We start from the raw sequence: 22,305 nt of genomic DNA, 5'->3' as shown, positions 1-22,305 counted from the left end.
TCATGGACACTGCGCACATTGTCCTGCTTGGCCTGATCGCTGTTTCGCTGCTGTTGCGCGCGCTGGTGGCGTTCTATTACCGGGACGCGCAGCGGGTGCTGCGCCTGCTCAAGCTGATACCGCGCCTGGAGGGGCGGCGGGAGCAGTACTACCGCCCGCTGGATACCTGGTTCGCGCCGCTGCCCTTTGTCTGGACGTGGCTGGATATCGTCGCCGCGGTGCAGGCGGCGTCGATCTACTCGTCGCCGCTGGCCTGGCTGGCCGTGCTGCTGTGGAGCGGCGGGCGCATGCGCGCATTGCAGGAGTTCGGGCACAACGCGGTGCACTTCGCCCTGTGTCGCCACCATGGCTGGCAGTGGTGGCTGAGCAATGTGTTCTACCAGTTCCCGATGTTCAAGCGCGACATGCGCAGCCGGCACCAGACCCACACCCTGGAGCACCATCGCCACCCCAACCATCCGCAGCTCGATCCCAACCGCGCCCGGGTGCAGGCCGGCGGCTACGTTGCCGGCCTGTCGCCCAGCGGTTTCTATGGCCTGTTGCTGTACCCGCTGACCCCTCGCGGGGCCTGGGTGAATCTCACCACCCTGGTGCGCAGCAGCCTGCTCAACCACTCCCGCCTGACCACCCTGGCGCGTTGCCTGAGTGTGGCGGCGGTGGCGGCGTTGCTGTACGCCTTCGGTGGCTGGGAAGGCGTGTTGTTCGGCTGGTTGCTGCCGTTGCTGACGTCCTATCCGGTGTTTGCCTGGATCTCGCTGCTGACCGAGCACCGCTGGTTCATCGAAGGCAGCGCGCGCAACCGCCGCGAGCTGGAATACCTGGCGGGCCGGCCCACCGATTACTTCGGGATTTCCGGCTGGCTGGTGCGGGTGTTCATCGCCCCGACGTCCGACGCCTATCACCTGGCGCATTCCCTGTACCCCGGCGTGCGCTGGAACTACCTGCCGGCGATCGACCGGCACCTGAAAATCCACGAACCGCGCTACAGCACCAACGCCAGCGAAGGGTTGCTGTTGCCCCGCGGCAATGCGCCCACGGCCTTGTCCGAACTCTATGAACGCCTGGTGTGCAGCGAACACGAACCGTCCCCCCTGAAGTCGAGAGGTAGCCTGTGACCCATTCCACTCCAACCCAGCACGTTCAACGTATCGGCATCATCGGCGGCAGCGGCCTGCAACAGCTGCCGGGCCTGCAGGACATCCAGCAGGTGGAGTGCACGACCGCCTTCGGCACGCCGTCGTCGCCGCTCACCCTGGGCACGCTCAATGGCGTGCCCGTGGCCTTTGTGCAACGGCATGGCGTGGGGCACGTGATTCCACCGGCCTCGATCAATGCCCGCGCCAACATCGCCGCGCTGCGCAGCGTCGGCTGCACGCAACTGCTGTCGGTCAGCGCGGTGGGCAGCCTGACCCACGACGCGCCCCCAGGCAGCTTTGTGCTGATCGACCAGTACATCGACCGCACCATCCAGCGTGAAAAAACCTTTTTCGGCCCCGGGCTGGTCGGCCATGTGCCCTTCGGCGAGCCGGTCTGCGCGCGCATGCGCGGCGTGCTCGCCGAGAGTGCCGAGGCCAGCGATATCCAGGCGCGCAACGGCGGCACCTACGTGGTCATGGAAGGCCCGCAGTTCTCGACCCGCGCCGAGTCCCACCTGTACCGCCAGTGGGGCGGCACGGTGATCGGCATGACCGCGATGCCCGAAGCCAAGCTGGCCCGCGAGGCCGAGCTTTGCTACGCCATGATCGCCATTCCGACCGATTTCGACTGCTGGCACGAATCCCACGAGCCGGTGAACGCCACGCTGGTGGCGCAACGCATGGCGGAGACCTTCAACCTGACCCGGCGCCTGGTGACCGAAGCCGTGACGCGCCTGGGCCGGCATGCCGGGGCCTGCCCCTGCGGTTGCGACCGTGCCCTGGACACCGCGGTGATGACCGCTCCCGAGCACCGCGACCCACGCATGGTCGAGCGCCTGTTGAGCGTTGCGCCCAACGCCACTCATTTGTCAGCGAACAAGGAATGAATCGATGAACCAGGCCATCTCCACCAAGGACCGGGTGCGGATCCATCAGGTCGAAGTGCTCTCGGACAACTGGTACGTGCTGCGCAAGACCACCTACGACTTCCAGGGCCGCGACGGCGTCTGGCGCACCCTGGACCGGGAAACCTACGACCGCGGCAATGGCGCCACCATCCTGCTGTACAGCAGGGCCAAGCAGACGGTGGTGCTGACCCGGCAGTTTCGCTTCCCGGCCTTCGTCAACGAACACGACGGCATGCTGATCGAAACCTGCGCCGGGCTGCTGGACAAGGACGATGCGCGTACCTGCATTCACAAGGAGACGGAGGAGGAAACCGGCTATCGCATCCGTGAGGTGCGCAAGGTGTTCGAGGCCTTCATGAGCCCGGGGTCGGTCACCGAGCGCCTGCACTTTTTCGTCGGCGAATATTTCGACGAGGACAAGCAAAGCGAGGGCGGCGGCCTGGAACACGAGGGCGAAGAGATCGAAGTGCTGGAGCTGCCGATCGACCGGGCGCTGGCGATGATCGACAGCGGCGAGATCTGCGACGGCAAGACCATCATGCTGCTGCAGTACGCCAAGCTGCACCGCTTGCTGGAGGTCGCCGATGACTGAACTCAACGCCATCAGCTCGATGGAGCATGCCGAGCTGGCCGAATTCATCGCCGGCATCAGCCAGCACATCGGCATGCCGGTGCACCTGACCCGTTGTTCCACCTCGGAGCTGATCGAACGCCTGCACAGCGGCAGCGCCGGGGCCTGGGACCTGTTGCTGGGCACGGCGGCAACCGCCTTGCTCGACCCCGCCCTGGCCTGGCAATTGATGCCGCTGACGGACATCGAGTTCTCTGGCCTGCCGGCGGCCGCGGTGGCTACGGATCGTCGCTGGTTCGCGGCCTCGGGTTTTGTCCCGGCCTTCTGTTATGACCCCAAGGTCCTCGCCCGCGAGGGCCTGGCGGTGCCGACCCGTTGGCAGGACCTGACAGCTCCCGAGTGGTTCGGGCGGCTGGCCTTGCCCGACCCCGGGCGTTCCGGTGCCGGCTACCTGCACCTTGGCGCATTGCTTGAACATTACGCTGAACAGGCCTGGTCGCTGCTGGCCCAGGTGGCCAGGCAGGCTCCTTCGATCAGCGGCTCCTCCACGGCGCCGATCGAAGCCGTCGTGCAGGGGCGGGCCTGGCTGGGGGTGACCGTGTCGACCGCGGCCACCCGCGCCGCCGAACAGCACCCGCACCTGCGCTGGTGCGTGCCCGAAGATGCGCGCTGCTATGAGGACGAGGTGTTCGCCTGCCGGGCCGGCTCGCCCAACGCCGCCTATGCACAGCAGGCGTTGCAGTGGATGCTCACGCCTGCCGCGGCGGCGATCAGCCAGCGTTATGGCAAGGTGGTGCCGGGCCAGGCCCATCCGAGCGCTGCGCTGCAACCGCTGCCGGCCTTGCAGGCCAGCCGGGACAAGGCCGCGCGCTGCCGGCAATGGCAGGCGCTGTTCAGCCGGGAGACGGCTCATGGCTGAAGCCGCGCGGGATTCCAGTCAAGCGCTCAGCCGCCAGGAGCAGGTCCGTGTGGTGCGCCCGTGGTTTCTTTACCTGCTGTTCGGGCTGTTCGGCGCCCAGCAAGGGTTGCTCGGGCCGATCATGCCGTTCCTGCGCGAAACCCTGGCGCTCGACCTCGGTTGGGCCGGCCTGCATTTCGCCGCCTACGCCGCCGGCCTGGCGCTGGTCGGCTGGCCCTATCGCTGGCTGGAACGACGGGGGCGGTCGACGAGCATGAGCAGCATCGCCTGCCTCTCGGTGGTTATCGCCAGCAGCCTGTTCGCGCTGGCCGGACACTGGTCGCTGACCTTGCTCGCCGCCGGGGCGATGGGCCTGTCGGGCGGATTTGTGCTGGCGGTGGGGCAGGCGGCCCTGGGCGAGCGTTATCGCGAGCAGGCCGCGCCGAGGCTGGTGGAGGCGCACATAGTCGCCGGGCTGTGCGTGCTCGGCGGCGCCTTGCTGGTGGGGAGCATGACCGGCCTGGGGCTGTCCTGGCGCCTGGTGCCGGGCAGCATCGCCGCCATCGCGTTGCTGGTGACGGGGCTCTCGCTGAGTGCCTGGAACGTGCCGGCGACACTCGCCGCCGCCCATCAGGCCAGCGAGAGCGGGCAGGCCTTCATGAGCCGGCGGGTGCAACTGAGCCTGTGGGCCTTGGTGCTGCTGGGGATTTCCGCGGAATGGGGCGTCGGCTTCTGGGGCGCGGAATACCTGGCCGTGCACGTCCAGGTCAGCGCTTCGGCCGCGGCCACGCTGATGAGCCTGTATTTTGCCGGTACGGTGTGCGGGCGCCTGGCCAGCCGTTATGCGTTGATCCGCATCCGTCCGTTGCCGTTGCTGGTCGGCGTGATGCTCGGGGCCATCGCCACCCTGGTGGTGCTGTACTTCAGCCAGGCCCAGCTGCTGACGGCCTTGTTGATCTTTGTCCTGGGCGCCTGCCTGGGCAATTTCTTCCCGTTGATCCTCGGTTCGGCGATGCGTGTCGCACCCCAGGCCAGCTCGGCCATCAGCGCCCAGGCCTCGCAGGCGGTGGGCGTGGCGCTGTTGCTGGCGCCTTTCCTGCTGGGCTTGCTGTCCTCGCGGATCGGTGTCGAAGCGGCTTTCAGCCTGTTGATCGTCTATCCCTTTCTCATGCTGCCGATCGCGCGCGGTCTGCATTTTCCTGGAGTACGCCCTTGAAGCTTTCTGCCCTGTTGTTCGATCTCGACGGCACCCTCATCGACACCGACGACCTGCACCTCAACGCCTATAACCAGTTGCTGGCGCGCTGGGGCAAGTCCATGAGCCTGGATTACTACAAGGCCCATGTGATGGGTTTTCCCGACGACATGATTTTCTCCGGCCTGTTTCCCCAGGCGCCGGCGGCGCAGTACCCGGAGCTGGCGGCGCAGAAGGAGGCCATGTTCCGCGCCCAGCTGCGCGAGACCACGCCGGTGCCTGGCGTATTGCGCACCCTGGATTATGCCCAGGCGGCCGGCATCCCCATGGCGGTGGTGACCAACGCGCCCCGGGAAAACGCCGAAGCCATGCTCCAGGGCCTGGGGATTGCCGAGCGTTTCGACGCGCTGGTGATCGGCGGCGAGCTGGCGCGCGGCAAGCCCGACCCGCTGCCTTACCTGACGGCCCTGCAACTGCTGGACGTGAGCGCCGATCAGGCGCTGGCCTTCGAGGACTCGCTGGCCGGTGTGCGCTCCGCGGCGGCGGCGGGCATCCACACCTTCGGCATGCTGTCGGGGCTCGAGGAAACTCAGCTTCGCGAGGCGGGTGCGCGGAGTATCATCCGGGACTTCAACGATGAGGCCTTGTGGCAGCGACTCCAGGTCCCTGCCTGAGCCCGGGCGGTCCATGCGGGACAGTGCCGGGGCAGGGCGCCGTACTGCGAGGACTACCATGGACCGATTCCAGGAAATGCAGGTGTTCATCAGCGTCGCTCAGGAGCAGGGCTTCGCTGCCGCGGCCCGGCGCCTGGGGCTGTCCGCGCCCAGCGTGACCCGGGCGGTGGCGGCGCTGGAACAGCGTATCGGCACCCAACTGCTGACCCGTACCACGCGCAATGTGCTGCTGACGGAAGCCGGCCAGCGTTACCTGGACGACAGCCGGCGGATCCTCGCCGAGTTACAGGACGCCGAGGCTTCGGCCGCCGGCATCCATGCCCTCCCTCGCGGACAACTGACGATCACCGCTCCGGTGCTGTTCGGCGAGTTGTTCGTGACCCCGCTGATGGTGGATTACCTGGAACGCTTTCCCGAGGTCAGCATCAATGCCCTGCTGATCGACCGGGTGGTGAGCATGGTCGAGGAGGGCATGGACGTCGCGGTGCGCATCGGCGAGTTGCCCGACAGCGGCCAGCACGCCATGCGCGTCGGCGAGGTGCGGCGGGTCATTTGCGCGTCCCCGGCTTTCCTGGCCCGGCATGGGCGGCCGCGACATCCGCAGGAATTGCGCCAGGCGCCGGTGATTGCCCCGTCGTCCATCGGCCAGTCCAGAAGCTGGCTGTTCGACGAGGGCGGAACCCCCTTGAGCGTTCGTCCGGAACCGCGGCTGGTGGTCACCGCCAACCAGGCGGCGATCAGTGCCGCGTGCCTGGGGCTGGGCCTGACCCGGGTGCTGTCGTACCAGGTCGCGGGCAAGGTGGCGGCCGGCGAGCTGGAGATTGTCCTGGCGGAGTTCGAACTGGCGCCGCTGCCGATCCATGTGGTGTATCAGGGCGGGCGCAAGGCTGCGGCGCGGGTGCGCAGCTTCGTCGACTTCGCGGTGCAGGCGTTGCGCGAACATCCGGCGTTGCAGTCGTAGCGTGGATCATTGCGCTGGCTGAAATCCTGAGGATCCACTCGGCGCGGCACGGGGCCAGCGTTGGCGCCAGGCTGTTCCTACAGACCGGCATCAGGCGTAGGACAGGGCTTTTTCCTCCAGCAGCTCCTGGTACAGCTCGCTCCACCTGCGGCCCATTTCGTCGGCGGTGAACAGCTGCCGGTAACGGGCTTCGGCCTTGAGGCCCATTTGCGCGGCCTGTTCCGGGTTGTCCCAGAGCTGGCGCATGGCGGCGCGCAAGGCCAGGGGATCGCTGGGCGGCACCACCAGGCCGGTTTCGCCATGGATATTGATGTAGCTGGTGCCGGTACCGATCTCGCTGGAGATCATCGGTTTGCCGTACATCGCGCCTTCGAGCAACGAGATGCCGAAGGCTTCGGAGCGCAGGTGCGAGGGGAAGACGATGGCGTAGCTCAGTTGCAGCAAGGCCACCTTGTCTTCATCCCCCAGCCGGCCGAGGAAATGCAGGTTGCGCAGGCCCAGGGCCGCGGCCTGGGCATGCAGTTCGGCCTCGAGCGGGCCGGCGCCGACGATCACCACCGGGTAGTCCACATCCTTGAGGGCATCGAGCAGGATGTGCAGGCCCTTGTAGTAACGCATCACCCCGACGAACAGGAAAAAGCGCTCGCCCAGGCGCTGGTGCCAGTGGGCCGTGCGTTCGGCATCGGGCTGTGGATAACCGGCCTTGTCCAGGCCGTAGGGGATGACCCGGGTCTTGTCCGGGAATTGTTGCAGCACATCGCTGGTGTGCAGGTAGTTCGGCGACGCGGCGACGATCCGGTCGACGCTGTTCAGGAAACGGTTCATCAACGGTCGGTACAGCTTGAGCAAGTGGCGCTGGCGGATGATGTCGGAGTGGTAGGTGGCCACGCAGGGTTTGTTCGGGCCACTCACGAAATGCACCAGGTCCATGAACGGCCAGGGGAAGTGGTAATTGACCACGTCGGCTTCGGCGGCCATTTCGCGAAACTGCTTGAACACGCTGTAGGAGAAACCGGTGGAGGCCAATTGGAAATCAAGCCGGGCCTGATGCACCTCGTGCTGGCCGATTTTCATCGCGGCGGGCGAGGGGGGGGCTCAGTGTCAGTACCTGGCCGTCAATGCCGTAGTTGGCGCCACTTTCGCAAAGCTGGAAGATGACCTGTTCGGTACCGCCGATCGAATCGGGCAGGTATGTTTTGTAGAAGTGTAAGACTCGCATTCAGCCTCCCATGGCCTGACGGTAGGCACGTGCGGTAATTCGCGCACAGCTCTCCCAGGAAAAAAGTTTTGCCTGTTCCAATCCCGCTTCGCGGCACGCTTGCCAATGGCTGTCGTCTTCAATCAGGCGCAGCACGGTGTGGTGCAAGCCGTCCGCATCGTCGGGGTCGACATAGTTGCCAGCCGTACCCGCGACTTCCGGCATGGCCGAACGCCGCGTCACCACCACCGGTGTGCCACTGGCCATGGCTTCCAGGACCGGAAGACCGAAGCCTTCATACAGCGATGGAAAGATCAGCGCCCTGGCCCCGGCCACCAGCTGCGCCACCTGTTCGTCCGGCAGGTAGCCCAGCAGGCGCACATGGCCGCTGGCCAAGGCCTTTTGCAGGGTGTCGCTGAATTGTCCTTGCTCCCAACCCGCCATGCCGACGATCAGCAACGGATAACGTCGGCGCAGCGCTGGCGGCAGCCGTTCGTGGGCTTGCAGGGCCTGGGACAGGTTCTTGCGTGGCTCCAGCGTGCCGACGCACAGGAAGTAGCCTTGAGGCTGCAGGCCATGGGCCGCGAGGCTGTGCGCCAGCTCGGCCTGCTCACGCGGATGGAAGCGTGGGGCGACGCCCAGTGGCGCCACGACAAAGCGATCGCGCGGCAGGCCGAAATAGTCCTGGGCCTCATCGGCGATGAACTGCGAGTCCGTCAGGATCAACCGCGCCTGTTCCACGCCCGCGCCAAGGCGCCGCTCGATTTCCTTCAAGCGGGCCGGCGGCTGGGTCGAGGGGTAATGCAGGTGAGTCAGGTCATGCAGGGTCATCACGGTCGGGCCTTCGAACGCCAGGGGCCACAGGCTGGGCTCGTGGTAGAGGTCGATCGCCGGATGCTGTCCCTGGTCGAAACGTCGTTGTTCCAGCCAGCGCCGGGCCTGGTAGGCCCCGGGGATCCGGCGCAGCCAGGGGGCCACTCGGGAATAACCCGGCATGGCCGCCGCCGGCAGTTCGGGGCTCCAGCCCCAGCCATGGAACAGCGACAGCTCAAGTCCCTGCTCGGTGACCAGGGCCGAGGCCAGTTCCGCGACGTAATGGCCGATACCGGTGCGGGGCGACTGGAGAATGCGCGCGTTAAGGGCTATCCGCATCGTGCGTCTCCATGACCGAGGGGGCGTGGTTCCTGTGGAACACGATGCGTTCGACCAGTTGGGTACTGGCTTCCCGCCAACCCAGCCAGCGCCAGTCATCGACATGGCGGGCCGCGGGAAACACGCCGCTGGTTTCCTGCTGGATGACCAGGTCGGCCAGGCTCTGCGGATCGTTCAGGTCGAAATAGGCCATGAACTCGCCGCCGATTTCGCGAAATACCGGGATGTCGCTGCCCATGGCAGGCAAGCCACGCTGCATGGCTTCCACCAGGGGCAGGCCGAAGCCTTCGACATAGGAGGGGAACACCAGCGCCGTCGCCTGGGAATAGGCGTACTCCAGGCTGTTGTCATCCAGGGCGTTGAACATGAACAGGCGCCGGTTCAACTCCGGGTGCCGGCGAATCCGTTCGATCAGCGCCTCGCACTTCCAGCCGATGCGCCCGGCGATGCACAGGCGAGCCTGGGAACCGCTGGCCCAGACGCGCTCGAAGGCATCGAGCAGGAAGCCGTGGTTCTTGCGGGGCTCGATGGTGCTGACCATCAGGAAGACCGCTGCCTGGCCCTTGAACAGCTGGGCCAGGTCCGGGTTGATCCGAGCGTTTTCGCTGCACTGGTCCAGTTCCGAACCCAGGTGGAAATAGTCGAACCAGCGCTGTGCCACCTGCTGGCGCCCGACCCGGCGGAGCATCTCTTCGCGGACCTGGTCGCGGATCGTCGCGGAAATGGCGATGTAGCCGTCGGCGGTGCGCGCTATCCAGTCGAACCAGTGGTTGAACACGCGGACCAGCCCGGCGTCGCAGAACTGCGGGTGGGTCAGGGGGATCAGGTCGTAGATCACCGAGACGATGCCCACGCCATCGCGCTTGAGTTGTTCGGCCAGGGGAAAGAAATCGGCATGCCAGGACGAGTCCAGCAACACCAGTTGATCGCCCGGCTGATGTTGCAGCGGTACACAGCGCTGGGGGATTTCCCGGGTGTCGAGGAGGCGGTTGCACAGCCGCAGCGGAATGCTGAAGCAGACCAGTGCGGTCAAGCGGCACGCCACATAGAGCAAGCGGCGCGCAAGGTACGAATGGAAAGGTTTGCGTCGCTCCAGGGTACGGTGACGCAACCAGAAGACATTGGCCATCTGTTCCAGGCGCACCCGCAGCCCCATCAGGTTCCAGCGCTCGGGTTTCAATGGCTTCAGGCTCAATACCCGCAAGAGCTGGCCCTTGAGCATGACCACCGGAATGCATTCCACCGAGGCATCGGCCGCGGGCAGTTCCCGGATAACGTTGCGGACCACGCGCTGGATGCCCGAGTTGGCCTCGGGGTGCTCGAACACATAGGTGCATTCAATCAACAGTCGGGTCATGGCGCTGCTCGCTGAGGCATGGACTGGGGGGGCTTCGACGGTGAGCGGACGATGCTGGTCCGCGCCTGCAGCCAGGAACAGCCGACGAAGTCTTCCTGGCGGTTATTGATGACATGGAAGACCAGGCCGTAGTCGCGCCATTCGAAATTGCGATCCAGGTGCGAATCCAGCCGCGACAGGCTCAGGGCCACCGAGTAGTTGCCCTTGCCCAGGCCCATGGTGAAGGCGAAGCGGAAAGTGACCTTTTCGCCGGCGCTCAAGTCGGTCAGGGCCTGGTCCAGGCGATGGGTGTTGATGCCATACATGGGCTGGCCGAGACGGTCCTTGATCATGAAACCCAGCACCAGCCGTTCGATGTCCTGGCGTATCTCGACCTGCACCTCCAGCACCACCGGCTGGCCGACTTCGGCCATTTCGATCGAGCGCTCGCGCTCGTCACGCAGGTGCACGCTGAGGATCCCGGCTTCGCCGGTGCCGGAAATGGTCCGCACCTGGCCGTTGGCGAGCATTTCCTGGCGCACCGTCTGGCCTTCGCGTTCGGCGAGCATGGCATTGTAGTAGTCCATCACCTCTTCCGGTTTGCCATGCATGGCCACGCGGCCCTGCTCGAGCAGGATCGCGGTGTCGCAGATCGACTGGATCGCCGAGCGGTCGTGGGAAACGATCAGCAGGGTGGTGCCGGCGCGACGAAAGCTGCGAATGCGCTCGAAACTCTTGTGCTGGAAGTAGGCGTCGCCCACCGACAGCGCCTCGTCGACGATCAGGATGTCCGGGCGCCGGGCCGTGGCCACGCTGAACGCCAGGCGCATCTGCATGCCGCTCGAGTAGGTGCGTACCGGGTGATCGATGGCCTCGCCGATTTCGGCGAAGGCTTCGATTTCCGCCATCAGGGCTTCGATTTCCTCGACCTGCATGCCCAGCAGCTGGCCGGCCATGATTGCGTTCTGACGCCCGGTGAAGTCCGGGTGAAAGCCCATGCCCAGCTCCAGCAACGCCGCCACCCGACCCCGCAGGTGGATCTCGCCGCAGGTCGGCTGGGTGGTACCGGTGATCATTTTCAGCAAGGTGCTTTTGCCGGCGCCGTTGACCCCGACGATGCCCACGGCCTGGCCCGGCTCGATCTCGAAGTCGACGCCCTGCAGCACCCAGTGCAGGTGGTGGCGCGGCCTGGAAAACGGAATCATCCACTCGAACAGCCGGCTCCAGCGGTTCGGGTACTGCTTATAGGCCTTGCCCAGGCCGGTGACGCGTATATGTCCCATCAGAGCTCATCCACCATTTCACCGACGCGCTGGCGGAAAAGCCGCAGCCCCATGCCACAGAACAGCAGGCTGATCACCAGCATCGGGGTCAGCGAACTCCATTGCGGCCACTGGTCGTACAGGAACAGGTTCTGGTAGCTGTGCATCAGCGCGGTCAGCGGGTTGAGCGCCAGCAGGCGCTGGACCGACTCGGGCAGGATGCTGATGGGGTAGACGATGGGGGTCAGCCAGAACCAGAACTGCAGGAAGATGCCGAAGAACTGCCCGACGTCGCGAAAGAACACATTCAACACCCCGAGGATCATTCCCAGGCCGGTGCAGAACAGCACCTGCAACAGCAGCAGCGGGATCAGCGCCAGCAGCGCCAGGCCCGGCAGGCGCCCGGTGATCAGCAGGAAGCCGAGGAACAGGCCGAGGATGATCGCGAAGTTGATGCCGGCGTTGAGCAGCACGATCACCGGCAGGCAGATGCGCGGGAAGCTGATCTTCTTCAGCAGGTTGGCGTTTTCCAGGAACATGCTCTGGCTGCGCAGGGTCAGCTCGGAAAACAGGCCCCAGGTCAGTAGCCCGGCACACAGGTAGACGCTGTAGGCCAGGCCGTCCTCCACGCCCGGCAGGCGGGCGCGCATCACCTGGGAAAAGATCACCGTGTAGACGACGATCATCGACAGCGGGTTGAGCACGGTCCACAAGGCGCCGAACAGCGAGTTGCGATAACGCGCCTGGAACTCGCGCTGCACGCTGCCGAGGATGAAGCCCCGGTAGCTGCGCAGCGAGCGGTACAGATTGAGCAGCATCAGGCCGTCCTGCTTTCTTCGAGCATTGTCTTGTTCCTATGTGAGCCACGGTTACGATGCGCTATCAACTCATAGGCCCGGTAGCTGTTATCCAGCGGGAATATGGCCAGATAGACCCCCGAACGGTGCGACTTTTGTCATTCTTGTAGCACTCTGGTTTCCCAGTCAGTGAGGATCGCTCGCAAGGATTGTTCTATTGGCGTTTTGGGCATCCACCCTGTGGCTTGTTGCAGCTTGGCGGCACTTCCGCAGACGCGACGCTGTTCTGATCGGCGTAGGCGAGCAGGGTCCTCAACCAATTCCATTTCTACCTGAGCGATGTCGGCTAGCTGCTCTATCAGATTACGGATGCTCTGCTCCTTGCCGGAACAGATGTTGTAGATCTGGCCTGGTACGCCGCTGTGCAGCAACGCCAGGTAAGCGCTAACTACATCGCTTACATCGAGAAAGTCACGGGTGACGTCGATATCGCCTACGTACACTTGTGGACCTTGCAATCCGAGCTTGATACGGGCGATCTGTCGGGCAGCACTAGTGATGGCGAAGCTGTTCTGCTGCCCGGTGCCGATGTGATTAAAGGGACGAGCAATCATCACTGGCCAGTCTTCGCTCATGCCCCATTGCAGGCTCAGCAATTCGGCTGAATCCTTGCTCACTGCATAAGGGTTGCGCGGGCAGGGTGGCTGGCGTTCGTTGATAGGTAGATCACTTTCGTTGACCAGGCCATAAACGTCACCCGAACTGACATACAAAAAGCGGCCGTTGAAGCCACGTATTTTGAGAGCCTGCAACAGGTTGAGCGTGCCCAGCAGGTTGATCTGGAATGTATTGGTAGGATCGCGGAAGGCTTCGGGGACGAAGGTCTGGCCAGCCAGGTGAATCACCGCATCCGGCAACTCGGGCCACAGGTCTTGCAGGCTTTGCGGTTGGGTCAGGTCGAAGGGTGGCGCGGGCAACAGTTCCCAGGCTGAATCGGCAGCGCCCAGGCGGGAGCGTAGATGACGTCCCACGAATCCATTCAGGCCCGTTACAAACAGACGCTTTTTCAAGCAGCAGCCTCTCAGAGGGAGACTTCGGCAATATTCAGACGACATAAGTCGTGTGAGAAACAGGAAAACTCCGCTATTTCCCCAGATCCTTCCTATTGACGAAGCTTGTTGTAGTTGTTTGGCGCTCAATCTGTGCCAATTGCGTTGGAATTTCAACAGGTCCTACCGTGACCGGTAAGTTCTCGTTTTCCAGCATAGGAAATATCTTGCCGGGAGGTTCCCGAATCTTCGACGGATGTGTTTAGAATGCCCCTCGTCTCGACCCAAACGATCAGAAATGGCGGCCTTCGAGCCGGTCAAAACTGACCCATAGAACAAGAACGTAGACGGGCATGAGAACGATGGATGCACGCCCACAACACAGGCGTGGCGCCATGGCTCTACCGTCATTGTGTGAAGGTGCCAGGACGGCGGCTTCATCGTGAGATGCCATGAATTTCATTCTTTATTCGGATGTTAACGACGGCTCCATCAGCCAGAGCCTCGGGCGTCCGGAATACAGTTATTACTTCGTGCTCAAGGCGTATCGCCCGGTGCTGGAAAGCCTTGGGCGCGTTCACGTGGTGCAGGCACCCGCCGAGGTCGATCGGCTGTATCACGAGCTGCGGCTCAAGGGCGAAGACAGCCTGTTTCTTTCGTTCACCCCTCCCCAGAAAACCCCGCTCGACCTGGACTGCCCGACCCTGTGCGTGGTGGCCTGGGAGTTCGACTCGATCCCCCACGAATACTGGGATAACGACCCGCACCAGGACTGGAGCCGTACCCTTGGCCGCCATGGACGGGTGATCACCCTGTCCAGCCATACGGCCCAAGCGGTGCGTCGGGTGCTGGGTGAGCATTTCTCGGTGCTGGTGCTGCCAACCCCGTTGTGGGAGCGCTTCGACGGCGTCCGCGGGCAATACCCCAACATCCCGGTCAACGCCGGCACCACCCTGCAGATCAAGGGTTGCATCATCGACAGCCGGACGCTGGGGCTTTGCGCCGACGGCCTGATCGCGCCAGTGCTGGATGAGGCGCCGCCGCCTGCTCCAGTCGAGGTCGAAATCGCCGAAGCCCCGCCGCTGACCGCCAGGCGCCGGCTGTTCATCGCCAAGCACTATCTGCGCGAATGGTATCGAGCGCTGGTCGGCGGCGAATGGCGTCGGCCGCTGTTCATCAGCAAGCACTACATTCGCCAATGCTACCGCGAGGGGTTGCGCGACCAGGTTCCCGAGCGCCTGCGGGCGCTGATGGCCAAGCCAGGCCAGGAGCACGTTGTGCCAGCGCAACCCGCGCCTGAGCCGGAACACCCCCAGGCCGTCCTCCCGGCCACCGACCAGCAGGTAGAGTTCCAGGTCGACGGCGTGGTTTATGTCAGCGTGTTCAACCCCGACGACGGCCGCAAGAACTGGCATCAGTTGATCACTGCGTTCTGCTGGGCAATGCGTGACACCGAAGACGCCACCCTGGTGTTGAAGATGACCCAGAACGACCTGTCGACCTATTACGTCGAAATGCTGACCCTGCTGTCGCAGCTGTCACCGTTCAGCTGTCGGGTGGTGGCCATGCACGGGTACCTGGACGACGAGCAATTCGCCCGGTTGTACGGCGCGGCCAGTTTCTACGTCAATGCCTCGCGGTGCGAAGGCCTGTGCCTGCCGCTGATGGAGTTCATGGCCTGTGGCAAGCCGGTGATCGCGCCGCTGCATACGGCCATGCTGGATTACATCGACGAGGAGGTGGCCTTCGTCGTCAAGTCCAGCCAGGAGCCGGCGATCTGGCCGCAGGACTCGCGCATCCTGTTTCGCACCCTGCGTCACCGCCCGGATTGGGGCTCGTTGAAAACCGCCTACCAGGACAGCTACCGCATGGCCAAGGAAAACCCCGCGGGCTACCGGTCGATGTCCCTGGCCGCGGCCCGGCGCATGCAGGAGTACAGCAGTTTCGCCAGCGTCCAGGGGCGCCTGCGGGACTTCCTCGCCCTGACCCCGCTGACCGAGGCCGACGGCGCGTCCTCCCTGGCTGTGGCGGGTAATGCCTGATGCTGATCCTCATCCATTCGGAAACCAACAAGAGCAATATCCAGCAGAACCTCGGCCGTCCCGAATACAGCTACTACTTCGTGCTCAAGGAGTTCCGGCCGGTGCTGGAGCGCCTGGGCCAGGTGCTGGAGGTCAGCAACCCCGACGAGCTGGTGGACCGCCTGTATTTCGACTGCCAGAGCCGTGGCGAGGCATGCATTTTCCTGTCGTTCTCGCCGCCCCATCGCACAGCCAACCATTACGCCTGCCCGACCATCCCGGTGTTCGCCTGGGAGTTCAGCACCATTCCCACCGAAAGCTGGCAGGGCGAGCCGCGGCATGACTGGCGGCTGGTCCTGGGCACCGCGGGCGCGGCGATCACCCACTCCAGCTTTACCGTGCGGGCGGTGCGCGATGTGATGGGCGAGGACTACCCGATCTGTGCCATTCCGGCCCCGGTCTGGGATCGTTTCGCCCGCCGTGGCGAACAGCTGGGCAAGCAGGCGCGGGCGTCCCAGGTGACCCTCAACCTGCATGGCCTGTTGCTCGACAGCCGCACCCTGGACCTGAGCGCCTACGGCCCGAGCATGCTGCGCGAAGGCACGTCGCTGGCGCTCGATACCCAGGCCCGCGATTGCCAACTGCTGCTCGACGGGGTGATCTACACCTCGGTGTTCAACCCCTACGACGGGCGCAAGAACTGGCAAGACATGATCAGTGCGTTCTGCACCACCTTTCGCGACTGTGCCGACGCCACCCTGGTGCTGAAGCTCACGCACCACGATATCGGCAATGCACTGGCCGACATGCTGCACCACCTCTACAAGAACCAGTCCTACCAGTGCCGTATCGTGCTGATCCACGGCTTTTTATCCGACCCGGACTACGAGCGGCTGGTGGAGGCCACCCGCTACGTGGTGAATTCCTCGTTCGGCGAAGGGCAGTGCCTGCCGCTGATGGAGTTCATGTCCTGCGGCAAGCCGGCGGTGGCGCCATGCAACACCGCGATGGCCGACTACATCGACCATGACAACAGCTTCATCGTCGACTCCACCGACGAACTGACCGCCTGGCCCCACGATCCGCGGGCCGCCTATCGGACCCTGCGCTACATCACCAACTGGGATTCGCTGTGCTCGGCCTATCGGGCCAGCTACGACGTCGCCCGGCAGGACCCGGAGCGTTATGCACGGATGTCGACCCATGCGATCGACAGCCTGCGGCGTTTCTGTAGCCAGGCCACGGCCGAACAGCGCCTGGGCGAGTTTTTTCGCCAGGTGCTGGAGCGGCGCAAGGCGCCTGCCACACCCGGGCTTCACGCATGATGCGGGCGTTCCTGCGGCGTTTGCGCAGGGGCGCGTCGTGGCCCGCGCCGCCGCCTCCCGAACCGTCCAAAGTGGCGGTCTCCCCCCGCGATTGCGGCTTGCGCGACGCCCTGCTCGATGGCTGGTTCCGTTCTGAAACCGGCGAGCTGCTCAAGGGCTTTGCGATTACCGCTGAAGACACCCTGCTCGATGTCGGCTGTGGCGAGGGCGTGGCGACGCTGTTCGCCATGCGCCAGGGCGCCTCGGTGATTTTTACCGACAGCGAGTTCGACAAGGTGCGCGAGCTGGCCCGGCAAGTCGCCGAGCAATCGGACGTAGCGGCCCTGGGGCTGGTCAGCAACAGCCTGCCATTGCCGCTGGCCCAGGGCTGCGCCAGCAAAGTGGTGTGCATGGAGGTGCTGGAGCACATCGAACAGCCCGAGCCGTTTCTCGCCGAGCTGGTACGCATGGGCCGCCCTGGCGCGCAGTACCTGATCAGCGTTCCGGACCCGGTGGGCGAGCATCTGCAGAAGGGCATCGCCCCCCCTGGCTATTACCGCGCGCCGAACCATGTGCAGATCTTTTCCCGCGAGGGCTTTGGCCAGATGATCGAGGACGCCGGGCTGGTCATCGAACACCGGCAGGCCACGGGCTTTTTCTGGGTCATGGGTATGATCTTCTTCTGGGCCAGCGAACGGGCCACCGGACGCGAACCGCCGGGCGCCGTGCGCGACCGCATCCAGGCGCCGTACCCGGCGCTGATGGAAGGCTGGGCACGGACCTGGGAAGAACTGCTGGCGCAACCCGACGGGCTGGCGATCAAGCAGGTGCTGGATGGCTTCATGCCAAAAAGCCAGGTCATCATCGCCCGCAAGCCGCTGTCCGACGCAGTGGCTGAGCCGTCTTGAACGACAAGCGGATCATGGATATCGAGCTGCTGCGGGGCATCGCGGTGCTGGGCGTGGTGTTCCATCATCTGCAAGGCACTCTGTTTCCAGGCGGGCTTGCCTGGCTGGGCAGCATCGCGGCCTACGGCCAGTTCTGGTGGGGCGTGGACCTGTTCTTCGCCATCTCCGGCTTTGTCATCGCCCGCAGCCTGATCCCGCAACTGCGCGCCTGCGCCAGCGCCGCGCAGTTCTGGCAACGGACCCGCGATTTCTGGATTCGCCGCGCCTTCCGCCTGTTGCCGTCGGCCTGGCTGTGGCTGCTGCTGATGTTGCTGGCGACCTTGTTTCTCAATCGTTCGGGAGCCTTCGGCAGCCTGCACGCCAACCTGTGGGCCACGGTTGCCGGTCTGTTGCAGTTCGCCAATTTTCGCTTCGCCGACAGCTTTTTCCACTATGAGTACGGTGCCAGTTTCGTCTACTGGAGCCTGTCGCTGGAGGAGCAGTTCTACCTGTTGCTGCCGCTGCTGGTGCTGCTGTGCCGCAAGTACCTGGCCTGGGCGTTGCTGGCGCTGGTGCTCGTGCAAGTCCTGACCCTGCGCTCGGCGCTGCTGATGGTCATTCGTACCGACGCCATGGCCCTCGGGGTGTTGCTGGCGCTGTGGACGGCCCGCGGCAGCTACCGGCACTGGGAACCGAAATGGCTGGGGCGGTATCCGGGGCTCGGCCCGCTGCTGTTGATCCTGTCCTGCCTGGGCCTGGGCTGGCTGGCCACCGATGGTTTTAATGTCACCCGTTACCGGGTTGGCGCCCTGGCGGTGCTCTGCGCGCTGCTGGTGTGGATCGCTTCCTACAACCGCGACTACCTGTTGCCCCGTGGCCCGCTGAAAAGCCTGCTGGCCTGGGTCGGCAGCCGTTCCTACGGGATCTACCTGATCCATGTCCCGGTGTTTCTGCTGGTCCGCGAAGCCTGGTTCCGCCTGGCGCCCCTGGGCACGACCGGGCTGGACGAGCAGCCGCTGCTGGCAATGGCCTGCGCCGCGGGCCTGCTGCTGTTGCTGAGCGAACTCAACTACCGTGTCATCGAGTTGCCCCTGCGCAATCGGGGCGCCGGGCTGGTGCAACGCCTGGGGGCAGCCCGCTCTCCCGTTCCTTCCACTGGAGTCACTTCATGCTGAGCCTTCTGAAAAAACTCACGGCGAGCGCTCCTGCGGCCGTGACGCCCGAGACACCGCCGCCGGCCAAGGTCGATCCGTACATGCTGGGCCTGCAGGACGCCATGCTCAGCGGCTGGTTCAACCAGGAAAACGGCGAGTTGTTCACCGGTTTTCCGGTGACGGCCGAGGACACCCTGCTGGATGTCGGCTGTGGGGATGGCGGTAACGTGCATTACTGCGCGATGCGCGGGGCGAAGATCATCATTGCCGACATCGATGCGGCCAAGGTCGAGGCGACGCGCCAGCGCCTGAGCGATACGCCGGCCCGCGGCGTGGAATGCCATGTCACCGATTGCAACCCGCTGCCGATCGCCGACGGCACCGCCAGCCGTGTGGTGTCCACCGAAGTCATCGAGCATGTGGACGACCCGGCGCAGTTTCTCTGCGAACTGGTGCGGGTCGGCCAGCCGGGCGCGCTGTACCTGTTGAGCGTGCCGCACCCGAGCTCCGAGGACCTGCAAAAGGACATCGCCGCGCCGGAGTATTTCCAGAAGCCCAACCATATCCGCATCATCAGCGAAGAGCAGTTCAAGCGGATGGTCAGCGACGCCGGGCTGGAGGTGCTCAGCCATAGCCAGTACGGCTTCTACTGGTCGCTGTGGATGCTGCTGTTCTGGGAAGCCAAGGTCGAATTCAGCAATCCCGAGCACCCGCTGCTCGATCAGTGGGCGAACACCTGGCAGACCATCCTCAACTCGCCGCGTGGCGTGCAGATCAAGCACGCGCTGGACGCCGTGGTCGCCAAGAGCCAGGTCATCATTGCCCGCAAGCCGGCCTGACCCGGCGCGGGCTTTTTGCCTGCCTGAATGAGGCAGGACGCAAGCTTTTGTAGCCGCTGCCGCAGGCTCGGGCCGCGTTCGGACGATCGCGACCGAAGGGCGCGCAAGGCCACAAGATCGCTGAAGGCCTGCGGCCTTATCGCAGCCTTCGGCAGCGGCTACAGAGTTCAGGCCTGTTGCACGAAGGTCAGGCGCAGGGCGAAGCCGATCAGCAGGCTGCCGAACAGCCATTGCTGGACCCGCTGGGCGGCGCGGTTGTGCGCCAGCCAGCGGCCGATCCAGGCGCCGGCCAGGGCGTAGGCGCTGTCGAACAGCAACCCCACCAACACCAGGAGCAGACCGAGGCTGGCGAACTGTGCGGCCACGGGGCCGGCCTGTGGGTCGATGAACTGTGGCAGCAGCACCGAGCAGAACAGCAGCGCCTTGGGGTTGAGCAGGTTGGTCAACAGGCCGCGGCGGATCGCTTCGCGCCAGCGCAGGGCGCTCGCGGCCTCGCCGTTTTGCAGGCTGGGCAGCAGGTTGGCCCGCAGGCACTGCACGCCGAGCCACAACAGGTAGGCGGCCCCGCCCAGGCGCACCACTTCGAAGGTCCAGGGCGCGGCCTTGAACAGCGTGGCCAGGCCCAATGCCGCCAGCGCCACATGGCAGCCCCGGGCGATCGCCAGGCCCACCGCCGTGGCCAGCGCCAGGCCCTTGCCTTGGCGGGCGCCGGTTTGCAGCAGCAGGATCATGTCGGGACCGGGCAGCAGATAGACCACCGCCAGCGCCAGGAAAAACATCCAGAGTTGTGCCACCTTGCCACCCCTTTCGTTGTCGATTCGGTAGCCAGAGTCTAGGGCCGAAGGGCGGGGCAGGTGCTTGCGTAGTCAGCCAGCATGAGGTCGAAAATTGGCATAATCTTCCGTCTGGACATGGAGTGACTATCGGAAAATGCCAAAGATGAAACTGGACGCCTACGACCGCAAGATTCTCGCCGCCCTGCAGCGCGACGGCCGCCTGAGCAACGTGCAACTGGCGGAGGAGATCGGCCTGTCGCCCTCACCCTGCCTGCGCCGGGTACGGATGCTGGAAGAAGCCGGGGTGATTCGCGGCTACCAGGCCAACCTCGATCGCGATGAAGTGGGCCTGGGGCTGACGGTGTTTGTCGGGGTCAAGGTCGAGCGGCACACCGACGAGCATTCCGAAGCCTTCCACAAGGCGGTGACGGCGCTGCCGGAGGTGCTTTCGGCGTTCCTGGTGTCCGGCGAGTCGGACTTTCTGCTGCAGGTGGTGGTGCCGGACCTGCGCGCCTACGACCGCTTTCTCACCGGCAGCCTGCTGAAACTGCCGGGCGTCAGCGATATCCGCAGCAACTTCGCGATCCACACGGTGAAAACCCCGGGGGCGCTGCCGCTGGGGCATTTGCCGGCCTGACGCGATCATCTGTAGCCTCTGCCGCAGGCTGCGATAAGGCCGAAGGCCTTCGGCGATCTTGAGAGCTTGCGCGCCCTTCGGTCGCGATCGCAGCCTGCGGCAGCGGCTACAGGCTCTACATCTGCGTCGCCATCCCCTCGACATCCATCGCCGCCTGGCGCAACGCCTCGGAGCGGGTCGGGTGTGGGTGGCAGGTCAGGGCGATATCTTCGGCCGAGGCGCAGAACTCCATGGCCACGCAGTATTCGCCGATCATTTCGCTGACGCTCGGTCCTACTAAATGCACGCCGAGGATTTCATCGGTCTGCGCGTCCGCCAGGACCTTGGCGAAGCCTTCGGTCTCATGGTTGATCTTGGCCCGGCTGTTGGCCGTGAAAGGGAACTTGCCGACCTTGTAGGCCCGGCCCTCGGCCTTGAGCTGCTCTTCGGTCTTGCCGACGCTGGCCAGCTCCGGTCTGGTGTAGATCACACTGGGGATCAGGTTGTAATTCACTTCACCGGCCTTGCCGACGATCTGCTCGATACAGGCCATGGCCTCGTCCTCGGCCTTGTGGGCGAGCATCGGCCCGGACGTGACGTCGCCAATCACCCACACGCCAGGGGCCTCGGTGCGGTGCTGGCGGTTGGCGAGCATGCCGCGCGGGTCGGTGCTCAGGCCGACGTTCTCCAGGCCCAGGCCTTGGGTATAGGGCCGGCGCCCGATGGCCACCAGCACGTAGTCGGCTTCCAGCAGCTGCGCGGTGCCGCCCGCCGCCGGCTCGATACTCAACTGCACGCCGTTGGCCGAGGTGCTGGCACTGCTGACCCTGGTGCCGAGCTTGAAGACGATCCCCTGTTTGCCCAGGGCCCGTTGCAGGGCCTTGCCCGCTTCGCCATCGACGCCGGGACAGATGCGGTCCAGGTATTCGACCACCGTCACCTGGGCCCCCAGGCGCCGCCAGACCGAACCCAGCTCCAGGCCGATCACCCCGGCGCCGATCACCACCAGGTGCCGGGGTACTTCGCTGAGGGACAGTGCGCCGGTGGAGTCGAGGATGCGCCGGTTGTCGATCTCCACCCCGGGCAATGGCGTCGGCTCGGAGCCGGTGGCGATCACGATGTCCTTGGCCTGCAACCGGGTCTTGCCCCCGGCGCCGTCGGTCACCGTGACCTGGCCCGGGCCGTCGATATGGCCCCAACCCTTGATCCAGTCGACCTTGTTCTTGCGGAACAGGAACTCGATGCCCTTGGTCAGGCCCGCCACGCTGTCGTCTTTCTGCTTCATCATCTGGGCCAGGTTGAGGCTGGGCTTGACCTCGATGCCCAGTTCGGCGAATTCCTTGCCCATGGCCGCCTCGTACAGCTCCGAGGCGTGCAGCAAGGCCTTGGACGGCATGCAGCCGACGTTCAGGCAGGTGCCGCCGAGGGTGGCGCGACCTTCGACACAGGCAGCCTTGAGCCCCAGCTGGCCGGCGCGAATGGCAGCGTTGTAGCCACCGGGACCCCCACCGAGGATGACGACGTCATAGCTGTTCATGGCTGTTCTCCTGCAATCGCAAAGACGGGTTTAA

At 64.9% G+C, this 22,305-nt stretch carries 20 protein-coding genes and 1 pseudogene; 13 read left to right on the top strand and 8 right to left on the bottom strand.

Annotated features, from left to right (window positions below):
• The first annotated feature begins 2 nt into the window (after positions 1 to 2).
• Genes IF690_RS00865 through IF690_RS00835 form a run of 7 tightly spaced genes read left to right on the top strand, consistent with a single transcriptional unit; the run spans position 3 to position 6,343 of the window.
• Positions 3 to 1,115, top strand: coding sequence for a fatty acid desaturase family protein (locus tag IF690_RS00865; protein WP_202698479.1), 1,113 nt, complete (start codon positions 3 to 5; stop codon positions 1,113 to 1,115).
• On the top strand, positions 1,112 to 2,023 hold the full coding sequence (gene mtnP / locus IF690_RS00860) for an S-methyl-5'-thioadenosine phosphorylase (RefSeq protein WP_202698478.1): 912 nt from the start codon (positions 1,112 to 1,114) through the stop codon (positions 2,021 to 2,023). The genes IF690_RS00865 and mtnP overlap by 4 nt, the downstream gene beginning before the upstream one ends.
• A 4-nt stretch (positions 2,024 to 2,027) precedes the next feature.
• Positions 2,028 to 2,636 carry a GDP-mannose pyrophosphatase NudK gene (nudK, locus tag IF690_RS00855; RefSeq protein WP_202698477.1) on the top strand — a complete coding sequence of 203 codons (609 nt, stop codon included), beginning with the start codon at positions 2,028 to 2,030 and terminating at the stop codon, positions 2,634 to 2,636.
• A complete protein-coding gene (locus IF690_RS00850; protein ID WP_202698476.1) occupies positions 2,629 to 3,534 on the top strand; it encodes an ABC transporter substrate-binding protein in 906 nt (301 codons plus the stop codon). Before nudK ends, IF690_RS00850 begins: the two co-directional genes overlap by 8 nt.
• The gene (locus IF690_RS00845; RefSeq protein WP_202698475.1) at positions 3,527 to 4,729 is read left to right on the top strand and encodes an MFS transporter; all 1,203 of its coding nucleotides are present in this window, start codon (positions 3,527 to 3,529) and stop codon (positions 4,727 to 4,729) included. Before IF690_RS00850 ends, IF690_RS00845 begins: the two co-directional genes overlap by 8 nt.
• Positions 4,726 to 5,382, top strand: a complete 657-nt coding sequence (locus IF690_RS00840; RefSeq protein WP_202698474.1) for an HAD family hydrolase — start codon at positions 4,726 to 4,728, stop codon at positions 5,380 to 5,382. Before IF690_RS00845 ends, IF690_RS00840 begins: the two co-directional genes overlap by 4 nt.
• Before the next feature lie 58 nt (positions 5,383 to 5,440).
• Positions 5,441 to 6,343 carry a LysR family transcriptional regulator gene (locus IF690_RS00835; RefSeq protein WP_202698473.1) on the top strand — a complete coding sequence of 301 codons (903 nt, stop codon included), beginning with the start codon at positions 5,441 to 5,443 and terminating at the stop codon, positions 6,341 to 6,343.
• Between the two features lie 90 nt (positions 6,344 to 6,433).
• Here IF690_RS00835 and IF690_RS00830 read toward each other — a convergent pair.
• From IF690_RS00830 to IF690_RS00805, 6 genes and pseudogenes are all read right to left on the bottom strand, one after another.
• Positions 6,434 to 7,562 (bottom strand): annotated as a pseudogene (locus IF690_RS00830) (glycosyltransferase family 4 protein).
• Positions 7,563 to 8,693 carry a glycosyltransferase family 4 protein gene (locus IF690_RS00825; RefSeq protein ID WP_202698471.1) on the bottom strand — a complete coding sequence of 377 codons (1,131 nt, stop codon included), beginning with the start codon at positions 8,691 to 8,693 and terminating at the stop codon, positions 7,563 to 7,565.
• On the bottom strand, positions 8,677 to 10,050 hold the full coding sequence (locus tag IF690_RS00820; RefSeq protein ID WP_202698470.1) for a glycosyltransferase family 4 protein: 1,374 nt from the start codon (positions 10,048 to 10,050) through the stop codon (positions 8,677 to 8,679). Before IF690_RS00820 ends, IF690_RS00825 begins: the two co-directional genes overlap by 17 nt.
• Positions 10,047 to 11,312, bottom strand: coding sequence for an ABC transporter ATP-binding protein (locus IF690_RS00815; protein WP_202698469.1), 1,266 nt, complete (start codon positions 11,310 to 11,312; stop codon positions 10,047 to 10,049). The genes IF690_RS00820 and IF690_RS00815 overlap by 4 nt, the downstream gene beginning before the upstream one ends.
• Positions 11,312 to 12,109, bottom strand: a complete 798-nt coding sequence (locus IF690_RS00810; RefSeq protein WP_202698468.1) for an ABC transporter permease — start codon at positions 12,107 to 12,109, stop codon at positions 11,312 to 11,314. Before IF690_RS00810 ends, IF690_RS00815 begins: the two co-directional genes overlap by 1 nt.
• 137 nt (positions 12,110 to 12,246) lie before the next feature.
• Positions 12,247 to 13,158 (bottom strand): GDP-mannose 4,6-dehydratase, encoded by a 912-nt coding sequence (locus IF690_RS00805; protein WP_202698467.1) that lies wholly within the window; start codon positions 13,156 to 13,158, stop codon positions 12,247 to 12,249.
• A 431-nt stretch (positions 13,159 to 13,589) separates the two neighbouring features.
• On the opposite strand from IF690_RS00805, the gene IF690_RS00800 reads away from it, so the two are divergent.
• The 5 genes from IF690_RS00800 to IF690_RS00780 are packed head-to-tail and all read left to right on the top strand — an operon-like array spanning position 13,590 to position 19,342.
• On the top strand, positions 13,590 to 15,179 hold the full coding sequence (locus IF690_RS00800; protein WP_202698466.1) for a glycosyltransferase: 1,590 nt from the start codon (positions 13,590 to 13,592) through the stop codon (positions 15,177 to 15,179).
• Positions 15,179 to 16,483 carry a glycosyltransferase gene (locus IF690_RS00795; protein ID WP_202698465.1) on the top strand — a complete coding sequence of 435 codons (1,305 nt, stop codon included), beginning with the start codon at positions 15,179 to 15,181 and terminating at the stop codon, positions 16,481 to 16,483. The genes IF690_RS00800 and IF690_RS00795 overlap by 1 nt, the downstream gene beginning before the upstream one ends.
• Positions 16,480 to 17,370, top strand: coding sequence for a class I SAM-dependent methyltransferase (locus tag IF690_RS00790; RefSeq protein ID WP_502710161.1), 891 nt, complete (start codon positions 16,480 to 16,482; stop codon positions 17,368 to 17,370). The genes IF690_RS00795 and IF690_RS00790 overlap by 4 nt, the downstream gene beginning before the upstream one ends.
• The gene (locus tag IF690_RS00785; protein ID WP_202698464.1) at positions 17,367 to 18,524 is read left to right on the top strand and encodes an acyltransferase family protein; all 1,158 of its coding nucleotides are present in this window, start codon (positions 17,367 to 17,369) and stop codon (positions 18,522 to 18,524) included. Before IF690_RS00790 ends, IF690_RS00785 begins: the two co-directional genes overlap by 4 nt.
• Positions 18,518 to 19,342 (top strand): class I SAM-dependent methyltransferase, encoded by an 825-nt coding sequence (locus IF690_RS00780; protein WP_202698463.1) that lies wholly within the window; start codon positions 18,518 to 18,520, stop codon positions 19,340 to 19,342. Before IF690_RS00785 ends, IF690_RS00780 begins: the two co-directional genes overlap by 7 nt.
• A 167-nt stretch (positions 19,343 to 19,509) precedes the next feature.
• Here the strand turns inward: IF690_RS00780 and IF690_RS00775 are convergent, their stop codons facing one another.
• A complete protein-coding gene (locus IF690_RS00775; protein WP_202698462.1) occupies positions 19,510 to 20,136 on the bottom strand; it encodes a LysE family translocator in 627 nt (208 codons plus the stop codon).
• A gap of 145 nt (positions 20,137 to 20,281) precedes the next feature.
• Here IF690_RS00775 and IF690_RS00770 point away from each other — a divergent pair, with 145 nt between their 5' ends.
• The gene (locus IF690_RS00770; RefSeq protein ID WP_009051665.1) at positions 20,282 to 20,755 is read left to right on the top strand and encodes an Lrp/AsnC family transcriptional regulator; all 474 of its coding nucleotides are present in this window, start codon (positions 20,282 to 20,284) and stop codon (positions 20,753 to 20,755) included.
• A 115-nt stretch (positions 20,756 to 20,870) separates the two neighbouring features.
• Here the strand turns inward: IF690_RS00770 and lpdA are convergent, their stop codons facing one another.
• Entirely contained in the window at positions 20,871 to 22,271 is a 1,401-nt protein-coding gene (lpdA, locus tag IF690_RS00765; RefSeq protein ID WP_202698461.1) for a dihydrolipoyl dehydrogenase, read from the bottom strand.
• Positions 22,272 to 22,305: the final 34 nt, after the last annotated feature.

Origin of the sequence: Pseudomonas sp. SK3(2021) (genome assembly GCF_016772375.1) — a bacterium.
Classification (GTDB): domain Bacteria; phylum Pseudomonadota; class Gammaproteobacteria; order Pseudomonadales; family Pseudomonadaceae; genus Aquipseudomonas; species Aquipseudomonas chlororaphis_I.
Note: the sequence above shows the minus strand (reverse complement) of the source record. Positions and strands in the feature narration are given on the sequence as shown.